The sequence below is a fragment of the Corynebacterium hiratae genome (assembly GCF_009708045.1).
GTDB lineage: Bacteria > Actinomycetota > Actinomycetes > Mycobacteriales > Mycobacteriaceae > Corynebacterium > Corynebacterium hiratae.
The window spans coordinates 368,571-381,902 of the sequence record NZ_VIOG01000001.1; the positions used below are offsets into that span (position 1 = coordinate 368,571).

Here is a 13,332-nt window from a genome sequence, read left to right on the forward strand (position 1 = left end):
AGCCGCCACATAAAGCCTGGAAGCTAGACGACGAGAGCTTTTACTTCCGGTTCGAACGGAACCGACGGAGTGCGAACCCAGCGACCAATGCGATGATGCCGAGTGCCGCAATCCCCGCTATCACCGCGCCGGCGCCAAGGCCCGTATCAGTGCCTGATTCTTCGCTAGCTGTCGTGGCGCTGTCGCTGTCAAGCTGCTGCTCTGGAGGCACGTCGGTGGTGTTCTCTCGGGTTGGGTCTGTGAGTGTCACCACCAGCTCTGCCGACTGGGTGTCCTCGGTGATGAACTGCATGATGAAGGGGTTGTCGGGTTCCATGCCCTCTGGGTAGGTCAGGGTCATGGTGCGCGAGCCCTTATCAATGTCGCGTTTCACGCCCTCGATGAACTCCCCTTCCGCGTTGAGATAACGCAGCGTGACGCCTTCATCCTCAAGATGCTTGAAGCGGTTATAAAGGTCCAGCGCTTGTTTCAAACCTAGCTTGGCGTGAATGGTCTGGCCTTCGATGGTGGATTCTAGGTTGACATAGGACGTGTGGGAATCATCCACGCCTTCCCAGCCACGGCCCGTACGGTGCGGTTGCGCGTGGCCGGTGCTGGAACTATCCGCACCGGTCGCCGCTCCGCCATCGCTTGCATCGTCTGTGACGTCGCCGTTTCCACCCAGTTCTTCGTTACCTTGTTGGTTCTCTGCGTCGTTACCTTGTTGGTTCTCTGCGTCCTCCGGCCCCGGCTGGCCACCACCAAGGCGCCCCGGATCGACACTTTCGGCAGCGTCGTTGAGTTCCTCGGCGGTGACATCGGCGTCAGCAACGAGCACGATGGTCATGGTCACGCCCTGGTAGGTCACCGGAACGGTAATCTGTCCACCTGCTGGCGGGGCCGTCACCGTAGCAGTGCCACCTGAGGCGCTCACACTCCACCCATCGGCGGCCACGGAGACATCAACGGGCACCGGCAGGGACACCGTCGTGGTTTGTCCAGCCGGCACGGGGATGGTGGCATCCTGAGCATGAGCAACTGCCGCGCCGAGTCCTGTGAGCCCGCCCTTCGCGCTCACCGGGTTGGCCGCAACACCGGCAAGTGGAAATACGGTGAGCGCGAGAGCAATCGCAGCCCCGCGAAAGGTCCGGAAAGCGCGAGCAGATGAAGTCATAGAAATCCTTTTCATTGATTTAAATCGAACTGATTCTAGGCGCCTTTAGGCGCGTGGATGGGCAGTGCGCCACACCTCGCGAAGCGAATCCGCAGTCACGTGCGTGTAGATCTGCGTCGTGGTCACCGAAGAATGACCCAAGAGTTCCTGAACTGTACGCACATCCGCACCACCCTCCAGCAGGTGGGTAGCAAAGGAGTGACGCAGGGTGTGCGGAGAGATGTTGGCGCTCAAGTGCGCGCGCTGTGCAGCGGACTTGATGGCGGCCCATGCGCTTTGCCGTGACAGGGCCTTGCCCCGGGTGTTGAGGAATAGCGCGTGGGAGGCTCCAGTTGCTAAGACCGGCCGTGCCCGCACGAGATAATGCTCGACCGCTCTTACCGCGTGCGAACCCAACGGAACGAGGCGTTGCTTATCGCCCTTGCCGCTCAGCAGCAGAATATCGCGCACGGACGTCGGCCCCTCAGCCGTTACGTCATCCACGCTCAAGGAGATCACTTCGGAGATGCGCGCGCCCGTGCCGTAGAGAACCTCCAGCAAAGCGCGATCGCGGATGTCTATGGGGGTTGCGGATTCATCAGTGGGAATGGCGGTGAGCAAAGTCTCGACATCCTCCACGCTGAGGGTCTCCGGTAGCGCTTGGGCCCGCTTGGGCGGCGAAACCTCCGCCGCGACGTCTTCTTCAATCATCCCCTCCGCGAGCGCAAATTTATGCAGCCCACGCGCGACGATCAGCGCTCGACTGGCCGAGGACTGGGCGAGGGATTCACGCAGGTACATGAGGTAGTTCTCCACGTGCGCGCGAGAAACCTGGCGCAAATCCGTGATCCCAGATTCCGCTAGCCACGACACGTAGCGATTGATGTCACGCCGGTAATTACTCACCGTGTTCTTCGAGGCACCTTTTTCCACCATGATGTGCATCAGCCACGCTTGCCCAGCGGCGGCAGCGGGAGTCGTGCTGCTCACAGCTTCTTCAAATCCGGTCCGGTACGCCGGCTAGCCAGCGACTGCGGCCGCAACTCGAAAGGTGAATCAACCGGCCGCGGTGTGCGTCCTTCACGCACACAGGCATAGGCGGCGAGAATTCCGGCCACTGCAATAGAGTTCACAATCTCACCGGCGAGGATGCGATCGACGGCCTCCGCGAGCGGCACCCACGAAAACCCATGTCGGCCTCTTCATCACCTGTGGCCTCGAGCTTGGCGACGCCCCGCAGCCCACGCGCTACGAACACTCGTACGGCTTCTTCACAAAAGCCCGGGGAGGTCACCAGATCGGTCAACACACCCCAGTCCTCGGCGGCCAGTCCGGCCTCCTCTTGGAGTTCGCGTTGTGCGGCACTGAGCTCATCTTCACCTTTGACGTCGAGCAAACCAGCCGGCAGCTCCCACAGGCGTTTGCTCACACTGTGGCGGTACTGCTCCACCATGGCGACTCGGTTGTCCTCGTCCAAAGCCACAACGGCCACGGCACCGAGGTGCTCGACGATCTCCCGCTGCGCCACGACATCTCCCGGCATCACAACGTCATCACGGCGGACGGCGATAATGGGGGCGTCGACAAGCAGCTCGCTTCCCACCGTACGAAACTCGTGTGGCATTTAGAGATCCTTCGGCAGCGCCGGCGCTGCGCCCTCGGCATTCGCTGCAGAACCGTACACGCCGCGGCCGCCATCAAGCTGCTCCTTGACGGCCAAAACGCTGGCCATCTGGGAGACCGGGTGGTCGATGGAGTCCACGGTGCTAATCCCAGTCTTGGCCGCCCGCAGCTTTTCCAACACTCCGCCATCCCCTGCAGACTGCACGCGCCCGGCATACACCATGGCGGCGTCCGCGGACTCGAAACCTTCCAGGAACTTGACGGTGGTGTCGATAGCGTACTTCTTGCCAGCGCTGTCTTCGTCTTCTCCCGGTGTCAGGCCGCCGCCGACGATTACGACCGCCTGAGCGGGCAGGATCGTGCCATCCTTGTAGTCGATGTAGCCGGCATCGCGCAAGGCACGCAGCAAGGTCGCCCGATCGTCGACGGTGGCAAGCGGTTGGGTGGTCTTTGCATCCATCATCAGCCCGGCAGCAAGCGCTTGGCCGGCATGAGTACCGGCATCGATCTTCTTCTTATCGAGCTTCGCTCCTGCCGGCAGCGTGGTGGTGACGAGGGACAACAACTTGTCTGCGGATTCCTGGGCCAGGAATTTTTCCGTCAGCTTGATGCTTCCAGCGTCGGTGGAATCGGCGGAGCCGAGGAGATCCTTCACAGCCGTGACATCGGCATCATTGGCGTCGGGCATGCTGAGTACCATGACCGGACGCTGGACTAGAGTGCCGTCGACGACGTAACGGCCGAGGTCCCCCATCACGGAATCAGCGGAATCCAGCTGGGCCTTCGCAATGTTGTGGTCAAGCACCAGCTTGCTGTATTTTTCTCGGACCTCGTCGTTGGACTCCCCACCGCGCCCCGGGGTGGAGTCCATGTTCGGTGCGATGACCAACGTGCCCAACGCAATACCAATGGCTGCGCCGAAGCCAAGGCCGGTGACAATCAGGGATTTAGGCGAACCCATTATTTAAACCACCCCTGCACGCTCAACGCGAAGTTGTTCCACGTATCGATCAGGTTCTGCAGGAATGATTCATCGCCACCCAGGCCCACGATGAGGATGACCACGGCCAGCGCCACGAGGATGCCCAGCAGCGCCCACAGCCATCCCATTGCGCCGGAATTCGGCGCGGTGTAGAGGTTGATGACGGCGTCCGCGTCCACGAGGCGCGTACCGGCCTTCATATGACATAACAGGGCTGCGGGCGTGGCATTCGGCTCGTTGGCAAAGATGTCATCGAGATCGAGGGCGCCCCCAACCTGCACAATCATCTGCGCTTCGTGGTAGTCCGCGAGCAGGAGTGCAAGATCCGTTGCTGAGTCTGTCGCAGCCGGGAATGTCATCGCGCCGATTCCCAGATCCTGAATGCGCTCGAGTCCTTCCGCAGTGCCGTCCGGCTCAGCTGGGAGAATCACTTGGGCACCACTGCGCAGGGTTTCAGAGCTCACTTCCGAAGGATTTCCCACGATGAAGTTAGGCTGATAGCCCAGCTCAACCAACGTATCTGCGGCAGAGTCGACACCGATGATGACGGGTTCATACTCGCGGATGAAGTTGCGCAGCAGCGTGAGCTTTTTGCGGTGCTCCTCAGAGGGCGACACCACGAGGACCTTGCGTCCCGCCATGACGGAACCGGCATCCGGAACGCCAAGGCCATCGATGAGGAGCGGGCCTTCGGAGTGGATGAACTCGATGGAATTGCCAAAGTAGGCTTCCATATGGTCGATAAGTTCGCGTTGCGCGGAGGAGAAGTTCTTCTCCGCGCGGTCCCGGGTAACCACCGTTCCAGAAGACAGCTGGGTATCCCCCACATACACCGTCCCGTCCTCAGTAAGACGCGCCTTCTTCCCGTCCTTGAAGTTGCTGACGAAATCTTGGCCCACCCCCTCGATGAGGGTGACGTCGGCGTCGAGAAGCATGTGCGGGCCATAATTCGGAATGGAGCCGGTAGAAAACTCCGCCACGTTAATCACAGCAGCTGGTTTCATATCCACGAGGGTCTGGGCCTCTTGGCGGGAGATGTTGGCGGCGTTAATGACTGCGAAGTCACCGGCGCTGAACTTCTTCATGCCCTTGCCACCCGGGGTGCAATCACGCAGCGCGCCGTGTTCTCCAGGCAGATCGGTGTTACGGGAAAACAGACTCATGCCTGACAGTTTCCCCTGTTAGGCGCTCAATGTGTGGAAGGCGCGCGGAAACTCTCCACTTCTGCTTGAGCCCGGTCGAAGAGCTCCTGGGCATGCGCGCGGCCAGTCGCGGTGTCATCAAGACCAGCGAGCATGCGGGCGAGTTCCTCGACGCGTTCCTCGGCGCTCAAATCCGCCACGCCTGAGGTGAATTTCTCCTTGGACACGTGCAGGTGCGAATCCGCATAGGCAGCCACTTGGGGCAGGTGGGTCACGCAAATGACCTGGTTGGTGATGGACAGGCGCGCTAGCCGACGCCCAATCTCCACCGCCGCGCGACCACCCACGCCGGCGTCCACTTCGTCGAAGACCAAGGTGGTGCCGTCGCCGCTGGCGAGTACCACTTCCATCGCCAGCATGACGCGGGAGAGCTCACCGCCGGAGGCGGCCGAGGCCAAGGGCTTTCCGTTGAGTTGGAATTCCACTTCATCCGCGCCCGTCTTGGAGTACTTCGCCTTGTGCACGGCGACCGTCAGTGTGGAATGAGGCATGGCCAAGCCGTGAATCTCCTCGGTGACCTGCGACCCCAGCTTCTTCGCTGCCTTGGTGCGGGCGGCGGTGAGCTTCTCGGCCTTAGCCACCATTGTCTTTTCGGCCGCCATTACCTCCTTCTTCAATGCTTCGAGGGCCTCGGTGGAGGTGTCCAACGTCGCGAGTTTCGCTTCTGCCGCGTCGCGCCAGGCCAACACCCCATCGATGTCTGCGGCATACTTACGTGTCAGGCGCTTGAGCTCCTGTTGGCGCTGCAGGGATTCCTCGAGGAGGTTGGGATCTGCGGGGAGATTTCCCAGATACGTGGTGAGCTCAGCGGCAATATCGGTCAATTGCGCGGTGACCTCGCTCAATCGCTCCCCGAGCCGCGCGAGTTCGACGTCGCTGGCCCCAGCCAGCGCGGTTTCAGCGGTGCCGACGAGATTGACTGCGGTGTCCTCATCACCGAAACCTTCCCCACCATCGAGAGCGCTCAGCGCGGTGGCGGCTCCCTCGCGCAGGGCATCAACATCCTGCAGGCGCTTAATGAGAGTCACGAGCTCCGCGTCCTCGCCCGGTTCCGGATCAAGGTCCGAGATCTCCGTTATCGCGAACTGGAGCCGGTCGACTTCCTGTGCCAGCTCACGCCGTGATTCTGTCCGGCGCTGGTAGTCCTTGGCCAACGCGCGCCAGTGGCTAAATGCCTTGGTATATGCTTCGCGGACCGATTCAACTGCAGGGTCGAAGCGGTCAATGGCCGCCAGCTGTTGATCGGTAGACAGCAGCCGCAGCTGATCGTTTTGTCCGTGGACGGTAATGAGATGGGAAGCGAACTCCCCCAGCGTCGCCGCCGGCACCGCTCGCCCACCCAGGTAGGCCCGCGAGCGTCCCGCAGCCGACACCGTGCGGGAGGCGATGTATTCGCCGTTCTCATCGGGCTCTCCCCCGGCTTCCTCGACTAGTTCCGCCACGGCCTTCGAGTCAGAAGAAAAGTGCCCTTCGACGGCAGCTTTGGAGGCTCCTTCGCGCACGCGCGAGGCATCAGCGCGCCCTCCCGCGAGCAGGCGCAAGCCGGTTACCACCATGGTCTTGCCAGCACCGGTTTCACCAGTGAGCACGGTGAGCCCCTGCGAAAGCTCCGCGGTGGAGCTTTCAATTACACCGAGATCAGAAATGCTGATATCAACGAGCACGGAGAGTTATCTTCCTTCCTGGTTACGCGCTAGAGCAGGTTAATGCCGCGGTCCGCGCCAGCCTTCCACGGGAAGGCGCAGCTTGGACACAAGCCGGTCAGTGAAAGGCTGGTGGTCAAGGCGAACCCACCGCACCGGCCGTTCACCGCGCACGATTTCCACGCGTGAGCCTGGGGGCATGGAGATTTCCCGAAAACCATCGAGGATCACCACGGCGGGAGTCGTTGCCGATGCCGATTCCACCGCTACCTGTGAATCCGGAGACACCACGAGCGGCTTGGTAAACAATGCGTGCGCGTTATTCGGCACCACCAGGATGGCATCGAGCGAAGGCCACAGCACAGGGCCGCCGGCGGAGAAGGCATAAGCCGTGGAGCCCGTAGGGGTAGAAATAAGTACACCGTCGCACCCAAAAGCGGATACTGGGCGGCCATCCACTTCGAGGATGGCATCAAGCACTCCGGACCTGTTGAGGTTTTCAATCGACGCCTCATTCAGCGCCCAGCTGCGCTCACGCAACGCGCCTTCCGAATCGAAGACGCTCACGTCGATGGTCAGGCGGTCTTCGACGTCATAGGACTGCTCGATGACGCGCACGAGCGCACGGTCTAGGGACTCCGCTTCCCATTCTGCGAGGAAGCCCACGTGCCCCAAGTTGATGCCCAACACCGGAACGTCCACGGCGCGGGCCATATCCGCAGCGCGCAAGAACGTGCCATCGCCTCCGAGCACCAACACCAGTTCGCAGCCCTCTGCTGCCGCTGGTGTATGCCGGACGTGCTGCAGCCCGGGAAGCACAGTATCCGCAGCACAGACGCGCACCTTAATGCCTGCCTCCTGCAGCAGCTCCGCGGCCCGGTGGGTGGCGGCAAGGTTTTCCTCGCGACTGGCGTGCGGGACAAGAAGAATTTCACGGCGCATGGTGCCATCCGCGGCGCTGGTAGTGCTCACTGAGGTCCTTCCTTAATTGCCGTATCAATCAGTACGTCCAGCCTATCCTCCGGGGTGGACATCCCGTCCTTGACCAGCCAGAGGAAATACTCGACGTTACCGCTCGGTCCCGGTAGCGGGGAGGCAGCCACACCTTTTACGCTTAGGCCGAGCTCCTGAGCGAAGACCGCCACGTCCTTGGTTACTTCCGCGCGAAGCTCGGGTGACCGCACCACGCCGCCGGCGCCAATACGGTCCTTACCTACTTCAAACTGTGGCTTGACCATGGGCAACAACCACGCGCCATCGACCATGCACTCCACGATTGCGGGCAATACCAATTTCAAGGAGATAAAAGACAAGTCACCCACCATCGCATCGCACGGCCCACCGGTCTGCTCTAGGGTCAGATTACGAATATTCGTGCGGTCTAGCACGGTAACGCGCTCATCATTTTGGAGGCGCCACAACAGCTGCCCGTAGCCCACGTCAACCGATAACACTTCCGCCGCACCGCGACGCAAACAGACATCAGTAAAGCCGCCGGTCGAAGCCCCCGCATCCAACACGCGCTTGCCTTTTAAGTCCACGTCAAAGGCTTCAAGAGCGCCGAGCAGTTTGTGTGCACCTCGCGAGGCCCAGTCATCCCCCTCGCTGGCCTCGACCTTGATGGAAGCCTCTGGTTCCACCACAGTCGCGGGTTTGGTGGCCTTAAAGCCACCAACCGTCACGCGGCCAGCCTTGATCATCTCAACGGCGTGCTCTCGTGAGCGCGCGATCTTGCGGCGTACCAACTCCGCGTCAAGACGGCGACGTTGCGGTGGCATAAGTAAATCCTCTTTCCCCTAGATTCCTCGGCGTGAAGCGCTAGTTGTCTTGCAGCGCATCCCGCAGCACGGCATGAGCCCGGTCCAGCTGGGTCAACTCTTGCTCAAGAGTCTCCGATGGCTCGTTAAGAATCGCGGCGATGGACGCATCCAGCTTTTCTGGGGCAAGCACCGCCCGCGGGTCATGGGGCTTTACCGCCATGCGGATACTACCCTTTCAGCAGCCTCGCTCCGCGGCTGAATATAGCGAGGAGGCTCAGCGCCCGCCCAAGCTACTTCCAAAACCGTGCGCAGCGCCTCGACCGAAGTCGACTTCTCATCGCCTCCTTGGAGGACAATGTCATAGCCGTCATACCGCGCCCGGAATCCACCCTGGGCTCCTGGTCGTGCCTGTGCTTCCGAGAGGGAGAGCTCGTGGAAGCCCGCGCCGATGAAATTGGGACGTGCCTCCGGAATGGCTTCAATAAGCGCCAGCTCACGAGACACACCGGTCAACACGTGGAACGTATCCATCGCTGCGTTATTACCACCGACGATATCGGTGTCCAGACGGTCGCCGACAGCAAGGGGTTTGGTCGACCCCACCAGCTTGGCCGCCTGCGTAAACATAGCGGGCTCCGGTTTGCCTGCAGAAATAGGTTCAACGCCCGTGGTCGAAACAACAGCCGCGACGAGCGAGCCATTGCCCACGGCCATTCCTCGCTCCGTCGGCAGCGACGTATCGAGGTTGGAGGCGTAGTATTTCGCACCTTGATTGATAGCAAATGCCCCCTCGGAAAGCTGTTCCCAACCGACCGACTTATCCATGCCTTGCAACACTGCCGCAGGCTTATCATCGGCGCTGTCGACTACTTCGAACCCTGCCTCACGGGCCAGAGTGCGGAATGAGTCAGCGCCGATAACGAGAACCTTGGTTCCTGCCGGGAAGTCCTCACGGGCAATCTTGACTGCGGCTTGCGCGGAGGTAACAACATGGTTGGCATCCGTTTTCAGTCCAATTTCTCCCAGCATGCCAGCCACGGTCTGGGGGCTGCGGGAAGCATTGTTCGTCACGTACACCGCGGGAACACCACAGGAGTTAATAACGTCAACGACGCACTGGAGGGCCTGTCCTCCCTCCCACACGGTTCCGTCAAGATCTAGCAGCAGCGAATCGTGGGTCTTGAGAATACTCATTATTTACATTCGGCCAGGCGCTCCGCGGCGTCGGTCCAGTCTCCTTCATCGATGTCAACCGCATGCTGGAACCATTCCTGTGCCTCATTCTTACGGCCGGCCTCCAGCAGAGCATTGGCGTAAGCATAAGAAAGGCGGCAGGCAGACACGCCTGTGGCGTCCTTGTTCGGCTGCGCGCGCTGAATCGTGACCACAGCAGAATCTGCTTGACCCATGTCTAAGCGTGCACCTGCAGCCACGATTGCCAACTCGATGGCATCCTCCGGTGCCAGCTCCTTGGCCTCTTCGCTGCGCCACAATTCCACGGCCTTCTCTGGGCGACCAAGGCCGCGTTCACAATCCGCCATCACGGCAAGCAATCCAGGGCCACCGGAAATGCGGCGCGCAGCACGCAACTCCGCCAGAGCTTCCTTCCACTCCCCAGCACGGTAGGCGGCGATTCCATTCATTTCACGCGCAACCGATACGCGTCCAGCACGATCCTTTGCTGCGCGCGCGTGGCGAAGTGACAGCTGCGGGTCATCATCAAGCCACGTTGCCGCCATAATGAGATGCTTGGCCACTGCTTCGGAGTTTTCCTTCGATAGCGAGGAGAGGTCCTGCAGCACAGAAGGATCGAGGTCAGTGATATCGATATCAGATGGCAGATCCGGGTCCGTCATGCGGCGATTGATCCGCTCCTCACGGTAGCCCGAACGCTGCGGATGCGAGGCCTTGTGCTTATCACGATCGTGGCCCTGCCGATCGTTGCGGCGATCCCCACGACGGGGTTTAGCACCAGCGCGACCGCCACGGCGATCATCGCGGCGATCGCCGCGACGCTCTTCTCGACGCCCCGATGCGCCGCCACGCTTCTCAAACTTCCGGCCACCAGAGCGGTTATTTCCCCGGTTGCTTTCCGAGGAACCTTCGCGGCCACGCTCGTGGTCGCGGGAGTTAGATTCAGACATTAAATCCATGCACTTTCTGCGGTAGACGCGTCCGTATGTACCGAACCAGTGTACAGGTCAGCGGCCCGAAACCGGCAATGCACCGACTGGTGAGTGAAATGACCCACAACCATGGCTAATAGTCAAAATTCACGGGCCATCAGGCAAGGAATCAAGCCGATCCAATGGCCAACCATGCCGAACGCGATCCAAGCCCGCAGCCACCTGTGAAGCGGACAGCCCATGTTCCACGCTTCCGTCGTCCAACGGCCGACCACGAACGACGGCCCAGAATGTCCACCCATTATTGCGGATTGCATCAAGGCGGATCCCCTGGCGGTCACGCGCCAAGACAGCGCCTTCCCTCATCATTCGGTCCCGACTCAGCCCTTCCACAGACACCTCGAGCATCCGGGACTCGCCGTTTGGCGCCACGACCAACGCCTTCGTGGCATAAAAATTCCCCTTCTTCCCACGCCTGGCATTCTCCTCATCGTGAAAAAGACTGCCAAGGAGAACCGGATAAAAGTCAATCCAGCCATTCTTCCAGGCCCTATTAATGCGAAGAGCAAACAGCGCATGCTTAGCGATGAGAAACAAAAAATAAAAAAAGCAACGCGCCAAGAAGAAACGCCAAGAGAACCGGAACCTTGAAGCTGTTAAGAAGCAAGCCCACAAAGAAGATGAGTCCCGCTGCCAAGACCATCGCTCCGAAAAACACAAGCCCACCACGGATATCGCGCACTTGCGGAACAGGCTCTACTGATTCAAAGACCGGACAAAGGTTGTAGGGAGAGGGGTTCTCGTTCTTTCTCCCGTAGGGAACAGCCTTCAGTTCCTTCAGGAAGACCGGGTTATAAGAATGAGTAAAAGGAGCCGACGTCTGCGGGAACCTCATCGCGTTCTCCTTCGCTATCCCGCCAAGAGTTGATACCGACCTCATTCTAGTTATAAAGCGCGAAAAGGAAACGACATCCCGCTATCAATACAGTGCTGGTGGCCGACGATATACGGGAGCGCTAAAGACTTAAAACGTCAGGCATGTAGTCCCTTAAATGATGAGGTTATGGGGTTCAGGAACCCGTGTGATTGCTTGTCCTCAGGGCTATGAACGCAGACTTAGAAGTGCACTCATGAAGGTCACCAATGATTCCAGATCGAGGAGAAGTACAAGCTGATTTGAAAGACCTGCCCCCTTAGCCGCCGCATTCATTCACTTGTTCTAAAACGCTGGTCGCAAATAAACCATTCCAATAGACGGCCACCGACACTGCTAATAGACTAATTCACTCGACCAGACGGACTACTAGGGCTCGCGCATGGGTGCGTCGAAGTTCGCGCTCGTGCGCACTGCATCCAAGATTCATGTCGTGGGTACCAGCGCCCACGTCTATTCCTACTGTTAATTCTCGGGCTTTCGAAGATATCCTTCATTATGAATTTACACACCTACTACTTCGTAAATTTTTGCACCTATTAAATTTGCAAACCCGATCCCAAAAGCTGACGCCATCGAAAATATAGCTACTACAAATGTCCGATCTTTATCATCACCTTTCTCATACTGAAACTGCCAAGCCATAATAGTTGCGAACGTCCGGGCGGTATGATTTAAGCAGAATACCGCCATCAAGGCTAATGAAAAGACAATCATTGATTGTAAGAGCACAGCACTGCTAACTAAGAGAATCCCGCCGAACACCCCCAAAGCAACTGCTAGCAAGAGTAAGGCGAAATTTGAAGCCCCACCTCCTTCCTTGAAGCGAGAGTTCTTCTGGATAACATAATTAATCGCAATTTCTATAAATACAGAGCACAATAGCAACCAACTAAGCTTACTTCCCTTGGATGCCAGTATGTACGGCACTAGAACGGAACCGGTTGTGACAATTGCGAATGTAACAAAGACCTTTAGACAAGAAATCCATACATCTGTTGCCAATGAAAATCTGACGGAAACTGAAGCTCGGCGTACAACGTCGACCCCTTGATTTTTCTTCAATACTTGCGTCGCGAGCATACAAACAAAATATCCAAAAATCCCAAGCAACGAAGCAAAGGTTCGAATCGAGATATCAAAAAGCAGAACGCATGATACGGTGGCTGTCCCAAGTAGAACGACAGTCAACGTTGCTGTTCGTAGCCCAATTTTGAAACTAACTAGCTCCTCTTTTTGCAGGTAACGTGGAGGAAGAGCACCTCTCAGAGGCGAAACAAACCTTCCAAGCAAAAAGATTCCAACCAAAGCACCCATCAATGGGATTTGACCAGGGACTATTCCAAGAACAACATATGCGACAACCTGAAAAATCTGCACACAGCCGAGAACGCTAGCTTCGCCCACGACATCTCCGAGACGTGCAAGCGGCAACGACAGAATTGTCCCAATAACAATGCCCGTGCCCACCGCATGCAAAGCACCTTGACCATCAAGACCAGATTCTACTGTCAGGTAACCTACAGAAGCTGCAAGAAATGAAGTCACGTACGCATCCACAAGAACATTCACTCTGATTACAGTTGCAGGAGAGAGCATTTTCCTTAAGAGCATCTCAAGACACCTCCAACTGGATTTCTACGAATGACAACTCAATGCTCGTGACATTAGAAAACTGAGCGCCGAATCCGTCCACCGAATCTCGTAGCCCGGGCTAGATCCGCAAAAAGCAACGCCGAACGCTAGTTCAACCATTTTGATTAGTGTAGCTGAAATAAGTTCCTAGAAAGTATCAGCGCGAGGTGTCGATTTGGGGTAGTTGGTACCGCGAGTCCGCGTAGTTGGTACCGGTGTTCCACGTACTCGGTACTGCAAGGGGGTTTTCTTTCATAGTTGATGTTGGCGACACCACAATCCGCTGGTGTCGCGT

12 protein-coding genes and 1 pseudogene are annotated in these 13,332 nt (G+C 58.5%); all 13 read right to left on the bottom strand.

The annotated features are described in order from the left end of the window. Positions 1-40: 40 nt before the first annotated feature. Positions 41-1,153, bottom strand: coding sequence for a hypothetical protein (locus FME68_RS01675; protein ID WP_158395547.1), 1,113 nt, complete (start codon positions 1,151-1,153; stop codon positions 41-43). Positions 1,154-1,198: 45 nt separating this feature from the next. After that, entirely contained in the window at positions 1,199-2,077 is an 879-nt protein-coding gene (xerD, locus tag FME68_RS01680; RefSeq protein WP_158395653.1) for a site-specific tyrosine recombinase XerD, read from the bottom strand. 41 nt (positions 2,078-2,118) lie between these two features. Beyond that, positions 2,119-2,756: pseudogene (locus FME68_RS01685) on the bottom strand (NUDIX domain-containing protein). Beyond that, positions 2,757-3,716, bottom strand: coding sequence for a copper transporter (locus tag FME68_RS01690; protein WP_158381033.1), 960 nt, complete (start codon positions 3,714-3,716; stop codon positions 2,757-2,759). Beyond that, complete coding sequence (gene steA, locus FME68_RS01695) at positions 3,716-4,900, bottom strand: putative cytokinetic ring protein SteA (protein WP_158395549.1); 1,185 nt, start codon at positions 4,898-4,900, stop codon at positions 3,716-3,718. The genes FME68_RS01690 and steA overlap by 1 nt, the downstream gene beginning before the upstream one ends. A 26-nt stretch (positions 4,901-4,926) precedes the next feature. Continuing rightward, positions 4,927-6,603 carry a DNA repair protein RecN gene (gene recN / locus FME68_RS01700; protein ID WP_328287677.1) on the bottom strand — a complete coding sequence of 559 codons (1,677 nt, stop codon included), beginning with the start codon at positions 6,601-6,603 and terminating at the stop codon, positions 4,927-4,929. A 39-nt stretch (positions 6,604-6,642) separates the two neighbouring features. Beyond that, the gene (locus tag FME68_RS01705; protein ID WP_046649256.1) at positions 6,643-7,524 is read right to left on the bottom strand and encodes an NAD kinase; all 882 of its coding nucleotides are present in this window, start codon (positions 7,522-7,524) and stop codon (positions 6,643-6,645) included. A gap of 26 nt (positions 7,525-7,550) precedes the next feature. Then, a complete protein-coding gene (locus FME68_RS01710) occupies positions 7,551-8,360 on the bottom strand; it encodes a TlyA family RNA methyltransferase (protein ID WP_158395551.1) in 810 nt (269 codons plus the stop codon). Between the two features lie 40 nt (positions 8,361-8,400). Beyond that, positions 8,401-8,562, bottom strand: a complete 162-nt coding sequence (locus FME68_RS12995; RefSeq protein ID WP_195914075.1) for a hypothetical protein — start codon at positions 8,560-8,562, stop codon at positions 8,401-8,403. Continuing rightward, positions 8,553-9,536, bottom strand: coding sequence for an HAD-IIA family hydrolase (locus FME68_RS01715; protein ID WP_158395556.1), 984 nt, complete (start codon positions 9,534-9,536; stop codon positions 8,553-8,555). Before FME68_RS01715 ends, FME68_RS12995 begins: the two co-directional genes overlap by 10 nt. Then, on the bottom strand, positions 9,536-10,486 hold the full coding sequence (locus FME68_RS01720; protein ID WP_158395558.1) for a tetratricopeptide repeat protein: 951 nt from the start codon (positions 10,484-10,486) through the stop codon (positions 9,536-9,538). Before FME68_RS01720 ends, FME68_RS01715 begins: the two co-directional genes overlap by 1 nt. A 562-nt stretch (positions 10,487-11,048) precedes the next feature. Next, the gene (locus FME68_RS13145) at positions 11,049-11,363 is read right to left on the bottom strand and encodes a hypothetical protein (protein WP_230308842.1); all 315 of its coding nucleotides are present in this window, start codon (positions 11,361-11,363) and stop codon (positions 11,049-11,051) included. Between the two features lie 543 nt (positions 11,364-11,906). Continuing rightward, positions 11,907-13,001, bottom strand: a complete 1,095-nt coding sequence (locus FME68_RS01730; RefSeq protein ID WP_158395560.1) for a hypothetical protein — start codon at positions 12,999-13,001, stop codon at positions 11,907-11,909. Positions 13,002-13,332: the final 331 nt, after the last annotated feature.